Annotated in this window: 20 protein-coding genes; 11 read left to right on the top strand and 9 right to left on the bottom strand. The window is 71.4% G+C overall.

Going from position 1 to position 21462, the window contains the following annotated elements; all coding sequences use genetic code 11:
- Positions 1–60 precede the first annotated feature (60 nt).
- The 6 genes from INTCA_RS14295 to INTCA_RS14270 form a co-directional block, all read right to left on the bottom strand.
- Entirely contained in the window at positions 61–1476 is a 1416-nt protein-coding gene (locus INTCA_RS14295) for an amidase (protein WP_041308811.1), read from the bottom strand.
- 54 nt (positions 1477–1530) lie between these two features.
- Positions 1531–4065 carry an MMPL family transporter gene (locus INTCA_RS14290; protein ID WP_013493640.1) on the bottom strand — a complete coding sequence of 845 codons (2535 nt, stop codon included), beginning with the start codon at positions 4063–4065 and terminating at the stop codon, positions 1531–1533.
- Between the two features lie 22 nt (positions 4066–4087).
- On the bottom strand, positions 4088–4750 hold the full coding sequence (locus INTCA_RS14285) for a TetR/AcrR family transcriptional regulator (RefSeq protein ID WP_013493639.1): 663 nt from the start codon (positions 4748–4750) through the stop codon (positions 4088–4090).
- A 49-nt stretch (positions 4751–4799) separates the two neighbouring features.
- Positions 4800–5780: a nucleoside hydrolase gene (locus INTCA_RS14280; RefSeq protein WP_013493638.1), complete on the bottom strand. Its 981-nt coding sequence runs from the start codon at positions 5778–5780 to the stop codon at positions 4800–4802.
- Between the two features lie 70 nt (positions 5781–5850).
- Positions 5851–6186: an ArsR/SmtB family transcription factor gene (locus tag INTCA_RS14275; protein WP_013493637.1), complete on the bottom strand. Its 336-nt coding sequence runs from the start codon at positions 6184–6186 to the stop codon at positions 5851–5853.
- A gap of 163 nt (positions 6187–6349) precedes the next feature.
- The gene (locus INTCA_RS14270) at positions 6350–7486 is read right to left on the bottom strand and encodes an MBL fold metallo-hydrolase (protein ID WP_013493636.1); all 1137 of its coding nucleotides are present in this window, start codon (positions 7484–7486) and stop codon (positions 6350–6352) included.
- Positions 7487–7612: 126 nt separating this feature from the next.
- Here INTCA_RS14270 and INTCA_RS14265 point away from each other — a divergent pair, with 126 nt between their 5' ends.
- From INTCA_RS14265 to INTCA_RS14245, 5 genes are read left to right on the top strand one after another with little or no spacing between them, the layout of a single operon-like run.
- Positions 7613–8158 (top strand): DsrE/DsrF/DrsH-like family protein, encoded by a 546-nt coding sequence (locus INTCA_RS14265; protein WP_013493635.1) that lies wholly within the window; start codon positions 7613–7615, stop codon positions 8156–8158.
- Between the two features lie 31 nt (positions 8159–8189).
- Complete coding sequence (locus INTCA_RS14260; protein WP_013493634.1) at positions 8190–8423, top strand: sulfurtransferase TusA family protein; 234 nt, start codon at positions 8190–8192, stop codon at positions 8421–8423.
- 4 nt (positions 8424–8427) lie between these two features.
- Complete coding sequence (locus INTCA_RS14255; RefSeq protein ID WP_013493633.1) at positions 8428–9954, top strand: 4Fe-4S dicluster domain-containing protein; 1527 nt, start codon at positions 8428–8430, stop codon at positions 9952–9954.
- Between the two features lie 24 nt (positions 9955–9978).
- Positions 9979–12870, top strand: coding sequence for a molybdopterin dinucleotide binding domain-containing protein (locus tag INTCA_RS14250; RefSeq protein ID WP_013493632.1), 2892 nt, complete (start codon positions 9979–9981; stop codon positions 12868–12870).
- Positions 12870–14015, top strand: a complete 1146-nt coding sequence (locus INTCA_RS14245) for an Mrp/NBP35 family ATP-binding protein (protein WP_013493631.1) — start codon at positions 12870–12872, stop codon at positions 14013–14015. The genes INTCA_RS14250 and INTCA_RS14245 overlap by 1 nt, the downstream gene beginning before the upstream one ends.
- Positions 14016–14106: 91 nt before the next feature.
- Here the strand turns inward: INTCA_RS14245 and INTCA_RS14240 are convergent, their stop codons facing one another.
- Positions 14107–14640 (bottom strand): hypothetical protein, encoded by a 534-nt coding sequence (locus tag INTCA_RS14240; protein ID WP_013493630.1) that lies wholly within the window; start codon positions 14638–14640, stop codon positions 14107–14109.
- Between the two features lie 132 nt (positions 14641–14772).
- Positions 14773–15222 carry a MarR family winged helix-turn-helix transcriptional regulator gene (locus tag INTCA_RS14235; RefSeq protein ID WP_013493629.1) on the bottom strand — a complete coding sequence of 150 codons (450 nt, stop codon included), beginning with the start codon at positions 15220–15222 and terminating at the stop codon, positions 14773–14775.
- Positions 15223–15254: 32 nt separating this feature from the next.
- Here INTCA_RS14235 and INTCA_RS14230 point away from each other — a divergent pair, with 32 nt between their 5' ends.
- The 3 genes from INTCA_RS14230 to INTCA_RS14220 all read left to right on the top strand — a co-directional run bounded on the left by INTCA_RS14230 (position 15255) and on the right by INTCA_RS14220 (position 17251).
- A complete protein-coding gene (locus tag INTCA_RS14230) occupies positions 15255–15473 on the top strand; it encodes a hypothetical protein (RefSeq protein WP_013493628.1) in 219 nt (72 codons plus the stop codon).
- Positions 15474–15556: 83 nt separating this feature from the next.
- Positions 15557–15880: a hypothetical protein gene (locus INTCA_RS14225; protein WP_013493627.1), complete on the top strand. Its 324-nt coding sequence runs from the start codon at positions 15557–15559 to the stop codon at positions 15878–15880.
- 153 nt (positions 15881–16033) lie between these two features.
- Positions 16034–17251, top strand: a complete 1218-nt coding sequence (locus tag INTCA_RS14220) for an NAD(P)/FAD-dependent oxidoreductase (protein ID WP_013493626.1) — start codon at positions 16034–16036, stop codon at positions 17249–17251.
- Between the two features lie 132 nt (positions 17252–17383).
- Here the strand turns inward: INTCA_RS14220 and INTCA_RS14215 are convergent, their stop codons facing one another.
- Positions 17384–18103 (bottom strand): hypothetical protein, encoded by a 720-nt coding sequence (locus tag INTCA_RS14215; protein WP_041307769.1) that lies wholly within the window; start codon positions 18101–18103, stop codon positions 17384–17386.
- Positions 18104–18175: 72 nt separating this feature from the next.
- Between INTCA_RS14215 and INTCA_RS14210 the strand changes: the two genes are divergently transcribed.
- The 3 genes from INTCA_RS14210 to galK all read left to right on the top strand — a co-directional run bounded on the left by INTCA_RS14210 (position 18176) and on the right by galK (position 21410).
- Complete coding sequence (locus INTCA_RS14210; RefSeq protein ID WP_013493624.1) at positions 18176–18949, top strand: class I SAM-dependent methyltransferase; 774 nt, start codon at positions 18176–18178, stop codon at positions 18947–18949.
- A gap of 152 nt (positions 18950–19101) precedes the next feature.
- Positions 19102–20229 (top strand): galactose-1-phosphate uridylyltransferase, encoded by a 1128-nt coding sequence (galT, locus tag INTCA_RS14205; protein WP_013493623.1) that lies wholly within the window; start codon positions 19102–19104, stop codon positions 20227–20229.
- A complete protein-coding gene (gene galK, locus INTCA_RS14200) occupies positions 20226–21410 on the top strand; it encodes a galactokinase (RefSeq protein WP_013493622.1) in 1185 nt (394 codons plus the stop codon). The genes galT and galK overlap by 4 nt, the downstream gene beginning before the upstream one ends.
- Positions 21411–21462: the final 52 nt, after the last annotated feature.

Below are 21462 nucleotides of genomic sequence, written 5' to 3'. Positions count from 1 at the left end.
GGCCGACCCGAGAGGACCGGTGGGCACCCGGCGCGCCCAGCGGCATACGGCCGTCGGCCCTCAGCGCTCCCGCGGACTGATCGGGAGCTGCGCCGCGATCCCGACCGACCGCTCGAGTCCCGCCGCCACGGCGAGCAGCTCGCTCTCCGACCCGGGCCGGCCGACGAGCTGCAGCCCGACCGGGAGCCCCTCGGCGGAGAAGCCGCACGGCAGCGCGACGACGGGGCAGGCGGTGAGGGTGATCAGGAAGGTGATCGCGATCCAGTCGACGTAGGTGTGCTGCTCCGTCCCGTCGATATCGCGCGGCCACGTCCAGCCGACGGGGAAGGGGTCGAGCTGGGCCGAGGGGACGACGAGCAGGTCGTGGTCGGCGAAGAAGTCCATGGTCCGGTGGATCAGCTCGCCGCGTGACCGTTCGGCGGCCTGGACCGCCGTGAGCGGCTGCGTCAGGCCCAGCTCGATGTTCCAGACGATGTCGTCCTTGATCCGGTCGCGGTCGGTCTCGAGGAGGTGCCCGTTGATCGTGGCGAGGAGCTGGGCGCGGAGGGCCTGGAAGGCGTCGTGGGCGCCGGTGAAGTCGGGGCAGGCCGAGGTCACCTCGGCTCCGAGGGAGGCGAAGTGGTGGAGGGCGCCCTCGGTGACCTCGCGCACGCCACGGTCGACGGGCAGCAGCCCCAGGTCGGGCGAGTAGGCGACCCGCAGTCGCGGCGGGAGCTCCTCCAGTCGTTCGACGAAGGACCGCGCCGGCGGCTCGTGGGTGAGGGGATCGTGCCGGTCGGGACCGGCGAGGGCGTCGAGCATGAGGGCGACGTCGGCGACGTTGCGGGCCATCGGTCCCTCGACCCAGAGCGCGTCGAAGGGGACCGGAGGCTGCTTGCGGGGAACGAGCCCCGGTGTCGGGCGGACCCCGACGACGCCGTTGTAGCCGGCAGGGGTGCGCAGGCTGCCGCCCAGGTCGTTGCCAGTGGCGAGCCAGGCGCTACCGGAGGCGAGTGCCGCTGCGGACCCGCCGGACGAACCGCCGGCCGTCCGCCCGGTGTCCCAGGGGTTGCGCGTGGCGCCCCAGACCGTGTTGTCGGTGTGCCCGCCCGCGAACTCGGGCACGTTGGTCTTCGCGTACGGCACGCCGCCGTGGCTCTCGAGCCGGCGCACCATCGCGTCGGACTCGGCGGCGACGTGGTGGCGGTTGATCGGCGAGCCGTTCGTCGTGAGCTGCCCGCCGACGTCGTTGTAGTCCTTGACCGCCACCGGGAGCCCCGCGAGCCAGCCGCGCCCGGTCGGCGTGGGCCGGTCCCGCTCGAGCCGTTGGGCCGCCACGCGGGCGGCGTCGAAGAAGCGGATGGGCAGCGCGTTGACGACCGGGTCCGTCGCCGTGACGTGCGCCTCGAGGGCGTCCAGCACCTCGGTGGGGGACACCTCCCCGGCACGGAGGAGAGCGACGACCTCGGTGGCGGTGGAGCGGATCAGGTCCGGCATACCGCCGAGCATGCCGTATGCCGCTGGGCTCGCTCCCCGGGAGGACGTGGCCTCTCAGCGTCGGCCGGGTGCGACCGCCTCCTCGTGGTGCTCGAGGTGGGGGTGGCGGCGCTCGAGAGCCGCTCCCTCGACGTCGAGGTTGGGCAGCCTGCGGTCGAGCCAGCCCGGCAGCCACCAGGCCCGGTCGCCGGCCAGGTGCATCAGCGACGGCACGATGAGCATCCGCACCACGAAGGCATCGACGAGGACGCCGAACGCGAGGCCGAAGCCGATCGGCCGGATCATCGCGCTGTGCGAGAAGACGAAGCCGCCGAACACCGCCATCATGATGATCGCGGCCGCCGTGACGACGCTCCGACCGGCGTGCAGCCCCTGGACGACGGCCAGCCGGGCCGGGGCTCCGTGGACGTACGCCTCACGCATGCCCGAGCCGAGGAAGAGCATGTAGTCCATGGCGAGGCCGAAGAGGATGCCGGCGAGCATCGTCGGCAGGAAGCTGAGGATGGGGCTCGGGTTGTCGACGCCGAAGATGTCGGACAGCCAGCCCCACTGGTAGATCGCGACGACACCACCGATCGCGGCGAAGTAGGAGAGGACGAACCCGAGCGTCGCGATCGCCGGCACGAAGAGCGAGCGGAAGACGAGGACGAGGATGACGAGCGACAGGCCGACCACCAGGGCGAGGTAGGCCGGCAGCGCGTCGGACAGCTTGCCGGAGATGTCGATGTTGCCGCTCGCCATGCCGGCGACGTCGAGGCTGACCGCGCCGCCCATCGGCTCGAGCCCTCGCAGGGTGTGGACGAGCTGCTCTGTGGAGGGGTCGTTGGGCCCGCCGGCCGGGACCACCTGGAAGGCGGCCACGGTGCGACCCTCGGACAGCCCGATCGGCGCGATGGCGACGACGTCGCCCTGGGCGGCGATCTCCTCGGCGACGGCGGCCTGGACGCTGACGTCGGGAGTGTCCCCGGGCACTCCCGCGATGTCGGCGACGACGAGGAGGGGGGCGTTGCGGCCGGGCCCGAACTGGTCGGAGATCGTCGAGAAGGCTTGGTACTGGGTCGAGGCGGTGTCCTCCGAGGACCCGTCGGGCAGGCCGAGCCGCAGGTCGAGGGACGGCAGGGCGATGGCGAGCAGGGCACTGATCCCGAGGACGATGCTGCCGACGGCCCGGAGCGTCGACATGGGGCGGGTGCCCGGCCCACGCGTCGTGGGCGCCGAGTCGACCGGGGGCGCGCCGAGGGCGGTCGCCTCCGCTCGGGCGCCGGCCGCCGCGAGCCGGGTGCGTTCCCTGCGGCTGAGGATGCGCTCGCCGAGGACGCCGAGCAGCGCCGGGGTCAGCGTGACCGCGATGAGGACCGCGATCGTGATCGACAGCGCGCCCACCGTGCCCATCAGGCCGAGGAAGGGGATGCCCGTCACGTTGAGGGCGAGCAGCGCGATGAGGACGGTGGCCCCGGCGAAGACGACCGCGTTGCCGGAGGTCCCGTTGGCCAGGCCGATCGACTCCTCGACGTCATAGCCCTGCTTCAGCTGCCGCCGGTGCCGGTTGACGATGAAGAGCGAGTAGTCGATGCCCACGGCGAGGCCCAGCATGAGGCCGAGCACCGGGGTCACGGACGTCATCTCGATGGCGCTCGACAGCGACATCGTCGCGAGGGCTCCGATCGCGACCCCGATCAGGGCGGTGAGGATCGGCAGGCCCGCACCGACCAGGGTGCCGAGCATGACGATGAGGACGAGCCCGGCGACGACGATGCCGATCACCTCGCCCACGCCGAGGATGCCGGGGATGCCACTGGCCAGCTCAGCCGAGTAGGACACCTTGACGCCGTCGAGGGGGCTGCCGAACGCGGCGAGGACGGCGTCCTTGTCCTCCTGCGTGACCTCGACCTGGGGCTTGTCGAAGAGAACCGTGACGAGCGCCGTGCTCCGGTCCGTCGAGACCATCCCGATCCCGGACGAGAGCTCCAGCAACCGGGCTCCCTCGTCGATCTGCCGGCTGCCGGCGTCGAGCTGGTCGGCCCGCTCCTGCAGCGCCTTGCGCGAGGCGTCGAGGTTGGCCTGCTGCCCATCGAGGACCTCGGCGATCTGGTCCAGCGTGCCTGCGGCGTCGGCTTGCTCGCGAGCCGCATCGAGCTGGGTCTGGCCGTCCTCCAGCTTGGCCACACCGGCCGCGAGCTGCTGGCGGCCGTCCTCGATCTGCGCACGCCCCTGCTCGATCTCGTCGACTCGGCCGGCCCGGTCCCGCTCTGTCTCAAAGGGGTCGACGACCGTCCGGACGGCGTCCAGGCCGCGCGCGTCCCTCACCTCGGCGCTGATCGCGGCCCGCTGGGCGTCCGTGAGGGCGGAGCCGTCGGTGGTCGCGAAGACGACCGTCCCGTTGCCTCCGGAGGCCTGGGGCAGGACGGCCTGGAGCCGCTCGGTCACCTGCGCGGTGCGCGTGCCCGGGATCGAGACCGTGCTCGTCAGGGTGCCTGCTCCGACGGCGAAGGCCAACCCGGCGGTGAGGAGGAGGACGAACCAGAGAGCGATGACGAGGCGGGCCCGGCGAGCCGCCGACTGACCGAGTCGGAAGAGGAATTCAGCCATGGGAGTCCTTCGGTGAGGGTGGTCAGCGGGTGGGCGCGTCGACAGGCCTGGGACCGTAGCCGTCGCGAGTGCGGTCGATGAGCTGGTCGAGCAGATCGTCCCAGACGGCCCGGGACGGCTCGTCCACGGTGCCGCCCGTCGCTGCCAGCCAGTGCGTGTGGAGCACCACGAGGCCCCCGATGAGGGAGCTGACGAGCAGCCGGGTCGTCAGCACGTCGGCCTCGGGGTGGCGCTCGAGCAGCTGGGTGGACAGGTGCTCGCTCACCTCGGTGAAGGCGCGGAGCAGGACGAGCGCCCCGCGGTGGGACGGCTCGGGGCCGGGCGCGCCGAGGACCCGGGTGAGGTAGGCGATCGGGGTCACGAGGTCGGTGGTCCGCAGCGCGGCCGCCACCTCGTCGAAGGCGCTCGCCGGCGCAGGGTCGGTCTGCGCGGTCGCCTGCGCCTCCACGCTGTCGACGACGGCGCCGAGCACCTCGCTGCAGACGGCGATGACGATGTCGTCGACGGAGCCGAAGTGGTTGAACACCGTGCGTCGGGACACGTCCGCGCGCTCGGCCAGCTCGTCGACGGTGAACCCGTCGGGTCCCTTGGCGTCGAGGAGCGCGGCGGCCGCGTCGATGATGGCCCGGTGGTGGCGCTGCCGCAGCTGCGCGCGACGGTCGGGGGAGGCGTCAGTCGCGGTCACCTCACGACACTACGTGCACCGGTGCACTCAGTGCAAAAACCCTACGGTGCTACCAGTCGAAGCGGCCACCACGGAGCGGTCGGCTCACCTCCGTGTCGGTCGCGAGCAGGCCGGTGATCCAGTCGTGGAAGGCCGGACCGTCCACCGCCTCGATGACCCGGGCGTTCGGCTCGAGCCCGTGCACTCCCCAGGACATCGCCGAGTAGCCGCGAGTCAGCGTCGAGCCGGTCTCCACCGCCACGTGGTACCGGCCGGCCCGGGTCACCAGCTCCGGATGCAGCAGGACGCCCACCGAGAGCGAGTCGGGGTGGGTCGTACCCGGGATGCCCACGCTCTCGTCGAACTCCAGGGTCGGGCCGCACACGGTGAGGAAGAACCGCGAGAGCGGTGTGCCGATCGCCTCGATGGCGGCGAGCTGGTCCCGGCTGAAGACGGCGTCGTTGAGGGTGAGCGGGGCCCACGGGACGACGGTGATGTCCCGGAATCCGGCCTCGAAGACGACCTGCGCTGCGTGGGGGTCGACGTAGAAGTTGAACTCGCCGGCCGGGGTGATGTTGCCGCGGCCGTTGTTCGAACCCCCCATGATGACGAGGCTCTTGACGTTGTCGACGAAGGTGGGGTCCTTGACGGCCGCCATCGCGACGTTCGTCAGCGGACCGATCGCGACGACGGAGAGCTCGCCCGGTGTCTCGGCCGTGAGCCGGAGCAGCGCGTCGACTCCGTGCTCGGCCTCCGTCACCGCCCCGTCGAAGTCCATGTCCAGGCCGCCCGAGCCGTCACCGTGGACGTTCTCCGCGGAGACCCAGGGCAGGACGAGGGGGCGGCGGCAGCCCAGGTGGACCGGCACGGTGCCGAGGCGCCCCGCCGCACTGAGCGTCAGCTGCGCGTTGCGGACCTGACGGTCGAACCCGACGTTGCCGGCCACCATGGTGATCGCCCGGAGGTCCGCCTCCGCGTCGAGGAGGCCGGCGATGATGGCGACGCAGTCGTCCTGGGCGGTGTCCGTGTCGAGGATGAACGGGATGGTCACGGTGCTCTCCTGGTGCGGCGGGTGACCGCTCGTGCGACGACCAGGGCCATGTCCCCGCCTCGTCGGTGGGTCAGTGGGAGGTCGCGCCGCTGAGGCGACCCTGCTCCGCGAGGTCCTCGACGAGGAACTCGCGGAGCAGATCGACGGCCTGGATGACCTTCTGGCTGCGCAGGGCGTAGTAGACGTTGGTCCCCACCCGGTGCGAGGTGACGATGCCGCGTTCGCGGAGGACGGCGAGGTGCTGACTCGTGTTGGACTGGTTGAGGTTCAGGGCCTCGCTCAGGTCGCCGACGCTGAGCTCGCGGTCCCGCAGCTCGTTGATGATGAGCAGACGCTTGGGGTCGGCGATGGCCTTGCACACCCGGGCGTGCAGCTCCTGCAGCTGACGTGCGACCTCAGCCTGCATCCTTCCTCCGATCCCCAACGCTTCCCACACGCCTCCGACGTCGGGGCCAGTCTAGGTCCTGTCCCGGCGCCCGGGGTCGGGCCGACCGTTTTCGGGCCCGGGCCCGATCGGTGGTGGGCGCTTGGTGGTTGGGCCGACCGTTTTCGGGCCCGGGCGCCCCGGCTCAGGCCAACGTCGTCGAGGCCACGCACTGGTTCCTGCCGACGTCGAGCAGATCCATCTCGTCCTCGGGCGGCGCGAGCTTGCCGGCGTTGACGAGCCGGATCGTGTCGTAGGTCTCCGGAGCGTGCGGCAGCGACGCGACGATCTCCTCGACGAAGCGCTCGATCGCCTGCTCGTTGAGCAACGTGGCGGTGAAGACGTCCTCGAGGGTCGTCACGACAAGGCCCTCGTCGTTGACCTCCGCGCTGCTCGACCAGTGGGCGGGGGCGATGATCGTGGCCGGGTCCAGTGGACGCAGTCGCTCGTGGACGGAGTGGAAGAGGTCACGCGCCAGCTCCTCCGCCTGACCGGTGAGGTCGGGCCGGCCCAGACCTCTGACGAAGACCGTGTCGCCGACGATGAGGAGCCGGTCGCTGACGAGGAAGGCCGTCGTCCCGGGGGTGTGGCCGGGCAGGTGCATCGTCAGGGTCTGCACCACCGCCGAGCCGAGATCGAGCACGTCGCCGTCCTTGAGGGGACGGTTCGGGAAGGGCACGATGCCGCCGGCGTCCTCCGGGGGAAGGTGGTACTCGGCGCCGAGCCGCTCCGCGAGGACGGGGCCGCCGCTGATGTGGTCGGCGTGGACGTGCGTGTCGACGATGTGCGTCACGGTCATGCCGTGCTCGGCGACGAGGTCGAGGTACGGCTGTGGGTGGCGGGTCGGGTCGACGATCATGCAGCGTCCCTCCGGGACGCCGATGACGTAGGACAGGCAGGCCTTGGCGGGGCGCTGGAACTGCCACGCGCGCACCTCGCCGGGGAGCCCGGTGATCTCCTTGGGCACGAGCAGCCTCGCCCACGCGTCCGTGCCACCTTCGAGCGAGCGGGTCTCGACGCCAAGGGACTCGAACTCCTCCGCGACGAGCTCGGATCCGTTGCCCTGGCCACAGATGACCACGGCGCCCTGGGGTGTGCGGCGGCAGTGCTCCTCGAGGTCCTCGAACACCTCGTAGACGGGCACGTTGCGGGTGGGGATGGGGCGGCTGCCCTCGACCGGGCTGGCCGCGAAGTCGTCCTTGTTGCGGACGTCGAGGATCTCGGGAACGGTGCCCGCCTCGATCTCGGAGAAGAGCTGGGCGGGAGTGATCGTCTTCGCCATTGAAGAGGTCCTTCCGGTGTTTGGTGGATTCAACGGACTGGGGTCTTGTTATATGCGAATACGTGAATGTAGTGTCGAGTGTCACACGATTCAACAGCTTCTCGCAATGGCGCGTAGGAGGCCAACATGACTGAGGCAGTGGCAGATCCGCCTGCTCACCCACTCACCCACCCCGTCCCCCCGGCTGAGGGCCCGGCCACTCAGGGCCTGACCATCGTGGCCTGGTCGGGCGATCTCGACCGGATCTGGCCCACCCTGATCCTCGGTTCCACCGGGGCGGCCTACGGGATGCAGACGACGATCTTCTTCACGTTCTGGGGGCTCTTTCCCCTCGTCCGGGACGACGTCCGGATCACCGGGACGAACGCCATGACCAAGGCACTCGCCGGGATGAACCGCCCGGGCATCAGCAACATGAAGCTCTCCAAGCTGCATCTGGGCGGTGCGGGGGCCTGGATGATGTCCAAGCTGGCCAAGGACCATGACGTGTCACCTCCCAAGGAGCTCCTCGAGATGTGCGTGGAGCTCGGGGTGAACCTCTGGCCGTGCGAGATGACGATGGAGCTGATGGGTCTGCGCCCCGACCAGCTCATCGACGGGGTGGGCGAACCGGTCGGCGCAGCCACCGCACTCTCGGCGATGAGCCGATCCCAGGTCAACCTCTTCATCTGACGATTCATCAGACCGCCAGCAAGGAGCTCCCATGGACCACCCCATCGACGCCACCATCGACGCCAAGGGCAAGAAGTGCCCGATGCCCGTGCTCATGGCCTCCCGCGGCCTGAAGACCCTCCAGCCGGGCCAGGTCATGCTCATCGAGGCGACCGACAACGGCTCGCAGAGCGACATCCCCTCCTGGGCCAGGGACACGGGGAACGAGCTGCTCGAGGCCACCACCGTGGATGGCGTGCATCGCTACGTCGTCAGGAAGTCGTGAGCCCGTGCAGTACGGTTTCGCGATCGACCAGCGCACCTGCATCGGCTGTCACGCCTGCACTGTCGCGTGCAAGACGGAGCACGAGGTGCCCCTGGGCCAGTTCCGCACCTGGGTGAAGTACGTCGACACCGGCACGTTCCCCGACACGACGCGGTCCTTCGGGGTGATGCGGTGCAACCACTGCACCGACGCGCCGTGCGTCAAGATCTGCCCGACCCAGGCCCTCTTCAAGCGCGACGACGGAATCGTCGACTTCGACGGCGACCGGTGCATCGGGTGCAAGAGCTGCATGCAGGCCTGTCCGTACGACGCGATCTACATCGATGCCAACACCCACACGGCGGCCAAGTGCAACCTGTGCGCGCACCGGGTCGACGAGGGCATGGAGCCTGCGTGTGTCGTCGTCTGTCCGACCCACTCGATCTGGGTGGGCGACCTCGACGACCCGACGAGCGGCATCGCCCGGCTGGTGGCCACCCAGGAGACGTCGGTGCGCACCCCGGAGCAGAACACCGGCCCCAACGTGTTCTACCTCGGCGCGGACCAGGCGGTCCTCGACCCGCTCGCCGCGCCGGTGGACGACACGTACATCTGGGCCAAGCCGGACGCGCAGCGCCTGCTGACCCAGGGCGACGTGCCGGGTAGCCCGCGCACCGGCGCGAGGACGACGCTCAACACTGCACACCCCCGCCCGTGGGGGTGGAAGGTGGTGACCTACCTGTGGACCAAGGGGATCGGGGCCGGCGCCCTGCTGGTCGCCGCCCTCGCGGTCCTCCTCGGCACCGACCTCGGCGTCCTCGGCGACTACGTTGCGCCCGCTCTCGGGATCTTCGGTGCGGCGACGACCGGTGGTCTGCTCGTCTGGGACCTCAAGCGGCCCGAGCGGTTCCTCTACCTCTTCCTCAAGTCGAACTTCACGTCCTGGCTCGTCCTCGGCGGCTATGTGCTGACCCTCTTCACCGGCGGCTCGGTCCTGTGGCTTCTCGCTGCCGTCCTCGACGTGGGCTGGGCCATGACGGTCCTGGCCTGGCTGGCCATCCCGGCAGCCGCCCTGATGGCGGGCTACACCGCCTTCCTGTTCGGGCAGGCGGAAGGACGGGACCTGTGGCAGTCGCCGGTGCTGTTCTGGCACCTGCAGGCCCAGGCGGTCATGGTGGGCAGCGGGACGCTCCTCGTCGCCGGGCTGTTCCTCGACCTACCGCAGGCAGCCCAGGACCTCCTCGTCGCGGCCTTCGTCATCTCGACGCTCGCGCACCTGGCCATCCTGCTCGTCGAGTACGGCGGCCGCCACGTCTCCCGTCAGGCGGCTGCAGCGGCCCACATCATCACGCACGGTCGGTACGCGCGAACCTTCTGGCTCGGCAGCGTGTTCCCGACCGTGGTCGCCGCGGTCCTCGGCGCTGTCGGCTGGGCGATGGGAGCCGAGGCTGGCGGCGTCCTCGCGGCGCTCGCCGGCCTCACCGTCCAGCCGGCCCTGCTCGCCTACGAGACCGTGTTCGTCCGCGCCGGCCAGGACCTCCCGCTCTCCTGAGCGACTCGCGAAAGGGAACCCCCAATGACTGCTGAGCCGACTGCTGAGCCGACTGCTGGGCCGACGAACCGGCCGCCGGTACCCATGCCCGGGGCCCGGACCCATGAGAAGCTGCGCAACTTCCCACCACCGGAGGAGTGGGATGCGCACGTCGAGTACGACGCGAAGGCGCACCCGCGGAAGGTCCCGCACACCTACTCGCTCATTCCGACGATCTGTTTCAACTGCGAGTCATCCTGTGGCCTGCTCGCCTACGTCGACCACGAGGACCTGTCCATCAGGAAGTTCGAGGGCAACCCCGCGCACCCCGGCTCCCGCGGCCGCAACTGCGCCAAGGGGCCGGCCACGATCAACCAGGTCCACGACCCGGAGCGGATCCTCCACCCGCTGCGCCGGGTCGGCGAGCGCGGCTCCGGTCAGTTCGAGCGCGTGTCCTGGGACGAGGCGGTCCGCGACATCGCCGGCCGGATCCGCAAGGCCATCGTCGAGGACCGTCGGGACGAGGTGATGTACCACGTGGGGCGCCCCGGCGAGGACGGCTTCGCCGAGCGGGTCCTGCAGGCGTGGGGCGTCGACGGGCACAACTCGCACACCAACGTCTGCTCGTCCGGGGGGCGCTCGGGCTACACGCACTGGATGGGCTACGACCGGCCCTCGCCCGACTATGCCAACTCCCGGGTGATGCTGCTCCTGTCGAGCCACCTCGAGACCGGCCACTACTTCAACCCCCACGCCCAGCGGATCATGGAGGCCAAGCAGAACGGCGCCAAGCTCGTCGTCCTCGACCTGCGCCTGTCCAACACCGCCTCCCACGCAGACCTGTGGATCTCCCCGTGGCCGGGCAGCGAGGCCGCCATCTTCCTGGCGGTCGCCTCCTACCTGCTGCGCACCCGCACCATCGACGCGGCCTTCCTGCGCCGGTGGGTCAACTGGGACGTGTACCTGGAGCGACTGCACCCTGACGCGCCGAAGGACTTCGAGGTCTTCCTCGAGAAGCTGACCGAGGACTACTCGAAGTACACGTTCGAGTTCGCGGCACAGGAGGCGCACGTCCCGGTCGCGCAGATCGAGCAGCTGGCCCGGATCGTGGCTCAGGCGGGCAACCGGCTCGCCACGCACACGTGGCGGTCCGCCGCGGCGGGCAACCTCGGCGGGTGGCAGATCACGCGCTCGCTGTTCTTCCTCAACGTCCTCACCGGAAGTGTCGGCACGGTCGGCGGGACGCACCCGAACGGCTGGGACAAGTTCATCCCGCACTTCCCCGAGATGCCGGAGCCGAACGACGTGTGGAGCGAGAAGCTCTGGCCCTCGGAGTACCCGCTCACGACGAACGAGATGTCGATCCTCCTGCCGCACTTCCTCAAGGACGGTCGGGGCACGCTCGAGGTGTACTTCAGCCGGGTCTACAACCCGCTGTGGGTCAACCCCGACGGCTTCACCTGGATCGACGTCCTCAAGGACGAGAGCCGGATCGGCCTGCACGTCGCGCTCACCCCGACGTGGAGCGAGTCGGCCACCTTCGCCGACTACGTCCTGCCCATGGGCCATGCGTCCGAGCGCCACGACACGATGTCGTTCGAGACGCACACCTCCAAATGGATCGCCTTCCGGCAGCCGGTGACCCGCGTCGCCATGGCCAAGAGGGGGATTCCTTTCCAGGACACCCGCGACACCAACCCCGGCGAGGTCTGGGAGGAGAACGAGTTCTGGTTCGAGCTGTCCTGGCAGATCGACCCGGACGGTTCCCTCGGCATCCGTCAGTACTTCGAGTCCAAGGAGCGGCCGGGCGAGAAGATGACCCAGGACGAGTACTACGACATCCTCTTCGCACGCAGTGTTCCCGGGCTGCCCCAGGCGGCGTCGGACCAGGGCATGACCCCGCTCGAGTACATGCGCAAGTACGGCGTCTTCGAGATCGCCAAGGACGTCTACCGGCTCGACGAGCGGCCGCTGACCGCGGCCGAGCTCGACGGCGCCGTCGCGGACGAGAAGGGCGTCCTCCGCAAGCCGGTCACGCTCGACACCGCACCGCCCCTCGTCGGTGAGGCCGGTGCGGTCGGGCTCGAGCACGAGGACGGGTCCCGGACGGCCGGCTGGCTGTCGCCGTCTCGCAAGCTGGAGCTCTACTCCACGACCTTGGCTGATTGGGGGTGGCCCGAGCAGGCGACCCCGGGCTACATCGAGTCCCACGTCTCGGCCCGACGGATCGACCGGGCCAACGACGAGTTCGTCCTCATGCCGAACTTCCGGCTGCCGACCCTCATTCACACCCGTTCCGGCAACGCCAAGTTCCTGAACGAGATCGCCAACACCCACCCCTTGTGGTTCAACAAGAAGGACGCCACCACGATGGGCATCAGCACCGGCGACCTCGTGCGCGTCACGACCGAGATCGGCCACTTCGTGGCCCGGGCGTGGGCGACGGAGGCGATCCGGCCCGGAGTCGTGGGCATGTCGCACCACATGGGCCGGTGGACGCAGGACGGGCACCCCGGCAGCCGCTGGGTCATGGGCAAGGTCAACCTCAACCGGTCCGAGGACGGCATCTGGAAGCTGCGCTACATCGAGGGGGTCAAGCCCTTCAAGAGCGAGGACCCGGACTCCGAGCGGATCTACTGGGACGATCCAGGCGTGCACCAGAACCTCGCCTTTCCCGTCCAGCCCGACCCGGTCTCCGGCATGCACTGCTGGCACCAGAAGGTGAAGATCGAGAAGGCGCACCCGGGCGACCAGTACGGCGACGTCGAGGTCGACGTCACCAAGTCCCGAGAGGTCTACCGCCGGTGGCTGGCGATGACGCGTCCCGGACCCGGACCCGACGGGCAGCGCCGGCCGGAGTTCATGATGCGGCACGTCACCCCGAAGCGGTCCGCCTACCGCGTCGCCGCCGCGACGGCCGAGGAGACCAGAGCCTGATGAGCCTCGTCTCTCGCTTGCGTTCGCCGGCCGCCACGAGCCCGGTCGACGTCGAAGCCGTCCGGGCGGCGCTCGGCGTCGTCCAGGACCCGGAGCTGCACCTGACCCTCGAGGAGGCCGGCATGGTCGGTGGCGTCGAGGTGGCTCGCCACGGTGTCGTCCGGCTCACGGTGCGGCTGACGACCCCGTCGTGCCCCATGAAGGCCGCGCTCGGTGCCTCGATCGTGGCCGAGGTGGGCGCGGTCCCCGGCGTCGACCGGGTCGAGGTGAACTTCACCGCGATGACCGAGCAGGAGCGGATGGCGCTGGCCGACCGGCTCCGCGGCGACATGCCCGCCGCGGGCCTTGCCTTCGGGCCGGACTCCCGGACGACCGTCTACGCGGTGGCCAGCGGCAAGGGCGGCGTCGGCAAGTCCACGATCACGGCCAACCTCGCCGTGGCGCTGGCCTTGCAGGGCAAGCGGGTCGGAGTCCTCGACGCCGACGTCTGGGGGTACTCCGTCCCGCACCTGTTCGGGGTGCGCCGCGCACCGGTCGCGATCAAGGGGCTCATGCTCCCGGTCGAGGCGCACGGTGTGTCCCTCATGTCGGTCGGCTTCTTCGTCACCGACGAGGAGCCGGTGGTCTGGCGCGGGCCGATGCTGCACAAGGCGCTCCAGCAGTTCCTCGGTGACGTCCGGTGGCCCGATCTCGACGTGCTGCTCATCGACCTGCCGCCCGGGACCGGTGACATCACCATGTCGCTGCTCGAGCTGGTGCCCGACGCGGCCCTGCTCGCGGTGACGACCCCGCAGCCGGCCGCGCAGCTGGTGGCCGAGCGGGTCGGGCGGATGGCGCGCAACGCCCGGATGCCCGTGGCCGGCGTCATCGAGAACATGTCGACCCTGGTGTGCGATGCCTGCCACGAGAGCACGCCGCTCTTCGGCAGCGGGGGTGGCCAACGCCTTGCCGACGTCATCGACGCCCCGCTGCTCGGACAGGTCCCGCTCGACGTCGCGCTTCGTGAGGGAGGCGACCTCGGGGTTCCAGCGGTGCTCGGCTCGCCGGCCACACCCTCGGCGCAGGCGCTGTCGCGCATCGCCGGCCAGCTTCCCGTGGTCCGGCGTAGCCTCGTCGGGCGCAAGCTGCCGCTCACCGTCCTCTGACCTGCGGCGTGCAGGGGGCGCCCCGTCCGATCAGGTCGTAGGCCGCCGAAGGCTCCGTGGTCTCGGTCCGACCGGGCATCGACGTAAGCGCTCAGGAGGCGAGGAGCAGCGAAAGGGCGGCGGTGTCGACGTCGTTGTCGGGGTCGATCCCCTCGACCGCGGCCAGCCGGGTCACCGTGCCGCGGCGGTCCGCCTCGATCCACGCAGCCCGGTGGGCCAGGCCGAGGTGCGGCAGGCCGGGCAGCAGGAGGCACCCGGAGGCGGTCTCGTACTCCGGCAGCGAGGCGAGGGTGCTCGACGGCGGGTGCAGCACGGCCAGCCCGGCGGGCAGGGGGTCGGCGAACTGCCCCGGGCGCAGCGGGTGCGCCCCGGCGAACTGGCCCTCGGCGAGGACGAGCCCGACCGAGTGCTCTGGCGCGTGTGCCGGGACCTCCTCGAGCACGCGGAAGACGGTGCTCCCGTGGGGGAGCATGTGCGGCACAGCGGCCATTCGCACCGCGAGCAGCAGGACCTGGGTCCACTCGACCGTGTCCTCGGGCCAGCGGCCGACGATGAGGAACCCGCGTAGCACGCCGTTGGACTGGATCGGCGCCACCTCGACCTTGGGGTCGTTGTCGTGATCCACGTGGGCCTCCCTCCGCGGCTGCTGAAGGGCCTTGTCGGTTCGTGACCTCTGTCACTCTCAGCATGCCACCACGAGGGCGGGACGGCACGCATCCGACGCGCCGCGGCGCCGGTCGTGAGTCGGCTCTCCCGGTCAGCCGTGGGTGGCGGCGATGACCCGGGTCAGCGTGGCGTGGAGCGACTTCAGCTCGGCGAGGTCCATCCCGAGCCGCTCGATGACCTGCGGAGGGACCTGGAGGGCCCGTTCGCGCAGGGACCGCCCCGCGCGGGTCAGCGTGACGGCCAGGGCCCGCTCGTCGGCCGGATCGCGGTCCCGGCTGAGCAGGCCGGCCCGCTCGAGGCGCTTGAGGAGCGGCGACAGCGTGGCCGGGTCGAGGCTGACGAGCCGGCTGAGCTCCTTGACCGTCAGCTGGTCCCGCTCCCACAGCGCGAGCATGACGAGGTACTGGGGGTGGGTGAGCCCGAGCGGCTCGAGCACCGGGCGGTAGAGGGCGATGACGTTGCGGGCCGCCACGGAGAGCGCGAAGCAGACCTGCTCGTCGAGCTTGAGCAGGTCATCAGGCGGCGCAGGTACACTAACCATTTGCAGGCAAACTATATCGGGAAGTGAGCACGATGGCTGGCAAGGGTGACAACGAGGGCCTGTCCGTGGGCTACCGCATCGGCTACCAGCTGAGGCGCCTCGGCCTGACCTTCTTCGGTCCCGCCCAGCTCGGCGAGACCAACGACCCGACGACTCGTCTCGCTGCCGAGCGGGCGGCCAAGGTCGCCCGCGCCAGGCGCGACCGTGAGCAGCGGGAGGCAGCCGAGCAGGCCCGGCGCCGTGCGGCGTGACGACTGCTGAGCCATGTTGGGCTGCGGGGGTTTCGGGTACCGTCGAGGGGACGGGTCAATCCGCACGGCCTCCAGGAGGAGCCATGGGTGATCGAGTTGGTCTCTGGTTCATGCTCGGGATGGTCATCCTGCTCGTGGTGGGACTGATCATGGTGAACCCCCGGCGTGGCAAGGGTGGTGATGCCGACACGGAGTCGCTCAACCGTCATCTGGACGACACGCTGCGCAACCGGGCCGACCACCCGGAAGGGGCGGAGCGTTCCCACCTCGTCGGCAACCCGCCGGTGGACTCCGTGACGACGCAGGGCTGGGGTGTGGCGACCCCCGGCGAGGGGGCCCTTCCGGAGCTGCCCGAGGACATCCACCCAGAGCTCCACGACAGCGACCGCAAGCGCCGCCGGCACTGACGGCCCTGTTGGTACTGACGGCTCTCCGACGATGCCGTATGCCGCTGAGCTGGCTTCCCCAGCCGCGCGCGGACGGGTGCGTGGCCGGGTGAGCGAGCCCAGCGGCATACGGCATGCGGTTCGGCGGACCCTGGGTCGGTAGCCTCACTCGACATGGACGTTCCCGGGAAGGTGGTCGTCGTTGGTGGGGGGATCGGCGGCGTCAGCACGGTGGCGGCGCTGCGTGCGGGCGGCTACGGCGGTGAGCTGGTGCTCGTCGACGACGCGGAGCTGCCCACCGACCGCCCTCCGCTCAGCAAGGAGTACCTCGCGGGCACCCGCTCGCTGACGGATCTCGCACTGGAGCAGCCGGACTGGTACGACGACCACGACGTTCGCCTGGTGCCTCGCACGCGCGTGTCGGCGCTGCGTCCCGGTGAAGGTGCCGTCGAGACCGAGGACGGCCGCACGCTCGCGGCAGACCGCGTCGTGCTCGCCACCGGCGGGCGGGCGGCCCGACCGCCGATCCCGGGCGCCGACGACGCGCGGGTTCACGTGCTGCGCACCGTGGAGGACGCCGACCGGCTCCGGGCGGCGGTGGCACCGGGGACCCGCGTGCTCGTCGTCGGTGCCGGCCTCGTCGGCGCGGAGGCCGGCTCCACGCTGGCGGGACTCGGGGCGGACGTCGTCCTCGTCGACCCGGTGGCGCCGCCCCTCGCCCTCGTCTTCGGCCAGCCGGTCGCCCACTGGCTCCACGAGCTGAACCGGGCGCGCGGTCTGGCCCTCCACCACGCCGGTGTCGAGCGGCTCGATGCCACCACCGACGGCCTTCGCGTGCGGCTCAGCGGCGGTGCGGACGACGTGCGGGCCGACCTGGTGGTGCTCGCCGTCGGCATGGTGCCCGAGACGACACTCGCCGTGAGCGCGGGACTCCGCACGGGGCGCGGAGTGCGCGTCGACCGGGGCCAGCTGACCTCGAACCCGGCCGTGCTCGCCATCGGCGACGCCACGGAGGTGGTCGTGGACGGCGTGGTCCGGCCCCGCGCCGAGCACTGGGAGGCGGCCCGGCTCGACGGTGAGCGGGCGGCCGCGACGATCCTCGGCGCGCCCCTGCCCGCTCCGACGGCGAGCTGGTTCTGGACGGAGCGCCATGGCCTGCACGTCGAGGTCGTCGGCGACCTCACGGCCGGCGACCTCGTCCTCCGCGGAGAGCTGGGGACACCGCCGTTCTCGGCGTTCTCGGTCCATGAGGGGATGGTCGCGGGCGCCGTTGCCGTGGACGACCCCAGGGCCGTCCGTGCGGCGCGGCGCCTCATCGACCGCGCGATACCCGTCGACCCGGCCGCTCTCGCCGACCCGTCCACCGACCTCCGGCGGCTGCTCCGCGGTTGACCGCGTCGCCGGTGAACAGCGGGCGCACCGTTCACGAGTGACAGTGAGAGCCACGTGTCCGTGTGGCGCAAGCCCGAGTGATCTGAGCGCCCGCGGCCTGGTCGGGGCCTGGTCGGGGCTTGATTTGGGGCGTCAGCTGGCGAGGCCGAGGAAGATCCCGATGAGCGTCACGCCGATGAAGGTCCAGCCGCCGGTCCACCTGCGCTCCGGCCGGCTCGGCTGGCGTACCCCGCGGGTGGGGCCGCTGAGGACCGCGAAGAGGGGTATGCCGACGACGGCGAAGGGACTGGCGAACACCCAGATCCAGGCCCAGCGCGTCGCCCGCCACGGCTCGGGGCCGCCGACGAGGAGCAGCACTGCGGATATCCACAGCAATGGAGCGACCGGACTCAGCCACGCCGGCACGTGCCACCCCGCGACGGTGGCTTCCCAACGAGGTCGGATCCCGCCCTCCACGACGAGCGCACCGTCTCCGTCCCACGCGCGCAGCTGGCGCTCGACGTCGCCGTGCAACGGCTCGATATCCCTTGTCATCGTCGATGACGACTGCTCGTCGGGCGTGCTGACCTGGAGCACCGTGGTCACGTGCCGGTTCCAGCCGTTCTGCCACTCGATGCTCACCCGGCTGGACCCGGTGGCCTCGGGTGGGAGCGCGCCGATCACCCGCACCTTGTCGACGCTGCCGGCACCGATCGCCCACTGCAGCTCCTGCAGCGAGGCGCCCCGGGCGCCCGTGAGGACAACCGCGGCGGCAAAGGCGACGGAGAGCGCCAGGAGACCCATTCGCAGGTGCCGGTGGATGCGGCGTGCGGGTCGGCCGGTGGAGGTCGAGGCAAGGACCGGGGTGGTCACTCGACCACCGTAGCGACGCGGTGCGGGCCTGTCGCTGCGAACCGGCGCAGCCCGTTCGGGTAGGACTGGTGCATGGTGATGCACGACGAGATGGACGAGGAGATGCAGGACGAGTTCGGCACGATGGCCGCGTGGACTCGCGAGGCGGTGACCCGTCTCGGCCCCGACCACGCCATCCCGGCCGGCTGCCGCGGCAGTGGGCGGCCCTCGGGTCTCGACTGGCTCTTGGCCCGGCTCGGCGCCGGACCGGGCGACCCGCTCCTCGACGTGGGGGCCGGGCTCGGCGGGCCGGCCGCTTATGCCAGGGCAGCGGCCGGTGTGCGTCCCGTCTGCGTGGAGCCCATGCGGGCGGCAGCAGCGGGAGCTGCCGCCCTCTTCGACCTGCCTTCCGTCCTGGGCGAGGGCGCCCGGCTGCCCCTGGCCACCGGCTCGTTCGGGCTGGCCTGGTCGCTCGGCACGCTCTGCACCACCGACGAGAAGGCGGTGTGGCTCGGCGAGCTGCGTCGCGTCCTGCGACCACGAGCCCGGCTCGGGCTGCTCGTCGTCGTGGCGACGGGCGAGTCCTTCCACGTGCCGTGGGGCAACGCCTTCCCCTCACTGGGGGAGCTGAGGCAGCTGCTGGCGGCCGGCGGGTTCACCGTGGCGGAGGAGGCGTGGACGGACGACCTGCCACCGGCCGGGGGGACGTGGCAGCGCCTCGAGGACGAGGTCGAGGCAGCTGTTCGCGAGGCTCACGGCCAGGACGAGCGGTACGCCGCGGTCAGGGACCAGGAACGCCGGATGGGGGGCCTCGTCGAGTCCGGGCGCGTCCGGGGGCGCGTGCTCGCCACAGAGGTGGTCACCTGAGCCTGGACGTCCAGCGTTCGACCCGGTCGTTGTGACGGGGGTCACGTCCGACAGACTGGGCTCGCCCCGGTGTCACGGCCAGCCCTCCGGGAGCACGGATCCGTGGTGCGGCTGGATGTCGGTGGAAGACGAGGGACCAGGTGGCGCGGGAGATGCGGCGAACGAGCGCGAGGCTGGCAGACGGTCGCGAGATCATCTACTTCGACGACGTGACCCAGGCGCGGTCGCCCCTGCGGGACGAGCGCCCGCTGGGGCCGCGAGCCGAGGCCGGCGAGATGCGGTTCGACGCCCTGACGGGGGAGTGGGTGGCCGTCGCGAGCCACCGTCAGAACCGGACCTTCCTGCCGCCGCCGGACGAGTGTCCCCTGTGTCCTACGGGCCGCGGGTCGGTGCCGAGCGAGGTGCCGGACCCTGCCTATGACGTGGTCGTCTTCGAGAACCGGTTCCCCAGCTTCTCCGAGGGAGCCGCGGACCTCCTCGGGTCGGCGGTCCCGGAGCCGCTCTTCGCGACGGTCCCGGCGCGCGGCCGGTGCGAGGTCGTGTGCTTCACCAGCGACCACGATGGACAGTTCGCGCAGCTGCCGCCTGCCCGGGTCGCCACAGTCCTCGAGGCCTGGTGCGACCGGACGGAGGAGCTGGGCCGGCTCGCCGGCGTCGAGTACGTCTTCTGCTTCGAGAACCGTGGCCCGGAGATCGGCGTGACCCTGCACCACCCGCACGGCCAGATCTACGCCTACCCCTACGTGCCCGCGCGCACTCGCGCCATGCTCGAGCGGGCCCGGGAGCACCGGGCGGCGACCGGCCGGCTGCTCGGCTCCGACGTCCTCGCCGCCGAGCTGGCCGCGGGGTCGCGGGTCGTCCTGCGATCGGAGCACTGGACGGCCTATGCGCCCTTCGCCTCACGCTGGCCCGTCGAGGTGCACCTCGTGCCCAACCGGGCCGTGCCCGACCTGCCCTCGCTCGACAGCCCGGAGCGCGCCGACTTCGCGCAGGTCTACCCGCAGCTGCTCCGTCGCCTCGACCTGTTCCACGCGGCACCGGTGGTTGCCGACGGACCTGATGCGGCACCGATCCCGCTGCCCTACATCGCCGGCTGGCACCAGGCGCCGGTCCACGATGGCCGCGAGGACTGGCGGCTCAGCCTGCAGATCACCTCCATCCTGCGCGCTCCCGGAAAGCTCAAGTACCTCGCCGGCTCGGAGTCCGGGGTCGGCGGGTGGGTGACCGACGTCGCGCCCGAGTCGGTGGCGGCCCGCCTGCGCGACCTGGCCGACGCATGAGCGCCGATCCGACGACCATTCCGGCCGAGCTCGGGGACACGTTCCGGGACGCCTTCGGACGGGAGCCGAGCGGGGTCTGGTCCGCGCCCGGCCGGGTCAACCTCATCGGCGAGCACACCGACTACAACCGAGGGCTCTGCCTTCCCATGGCGATCCCGCGCCGCACCTGGGTGGCCGCCGCCCGGCGCGAGGACCGCAGGATGCGGATCCTCTCCCGGCAGGTCCCGGGGGAGCGGACCATCGCCCTCGACGGGCTCCTCGAGGGCAACCGGGGTGGGTGGGCGGCCTACGCCGTCGGCGTCCTCTGGGCCCTCGAGCAGGCCGGTCATGAGGTCCGGGGCCTCGACGTCGTGGTGGACGGCCGGGTGCCGCTCGGCTCCGGGCTCTCGAGCTCCGCCGCCCTGGAGTGCGCGGTCGCCGTCGCAGCGGTCGACCTCTTCGCCCTCGAGGGCCTCGACGGCGACGACGGGCGCCGCCGGCTCGCAGGGGTCTGCGTCCGGGCCGAGAACGACGTGGCGGGCGCCCCGACCGGGGGCATGGACCAGTCGGCCGCGCTGCTCGCCCGTGCCGACGAGGCGCTGCTGCTCGACTTCGACGGCGACCGGCCACCCGTCCACGTGCCGTTCGACCTGGCGGCGCACGACCTGGCGCTCCTGGTCATGAACACCCGCGCCGAGCACTCCCTCGACGACGGGCAGTACGGCAACCGGCGCGAGGAGTGCCTGGCCGCGGTGGCCGAGCTGGGGCTCGGGTCCCTGCGCGAGCTGCGTCCCCCCGACCTCGAGCGCGTCCTGCCACGACTGTCGAGCGAGGTGCTGCGCCGGCGTGTCCGGCACGTCGTCACCGAGGTCGACCGGGTCACCCGGACGGTCGCGGCGCTCGAGTCCGACGGCTTCGCCGCGCTGACCGCCCTCTTCGACGCGTCGCACGCCTCGATGCGCGACGACTTCGAGATCTCCTGCGCGGAGCTCGACACCGCCGTCGACACGGCGCGCGCCAGGGGGGCGCTCGCGGCGAGGATGACCGGCGGGGGCTTCGGTGGCTCGGCCATCGCCATCGTGCGAACCGACCTGCTCGACGAGGTCAGTGAGGCGGTGGCAGCGGCGTTCTCCGACTGCGGCTTGCGCGAGCCTGAGCTCTTCCCCGTCACAGCGGACGGGTCGGCGCGGCAGGAGCGCTGACGCGGCGCGCCTGCTCGCCGTCAGGGACTCACTCGGAGGTTCCGCGGTTTCC

The sequence above is a fragment of the Intrasporangium calvum DSM 43043 genome (assembly GCF_000184685.1).
Classification (GTDB): Bacteria; Actinomycetota; Actinomycetes; order Actinomycetales; family Dermatophilaceae; genus Intrasporangium; species Intrasporangium calvum.
The sequence above is the reverse complement of the archived record's forward strand: the minus strand, read 5'-3'. Positions and strand labels throughout refer to the sequence as shown.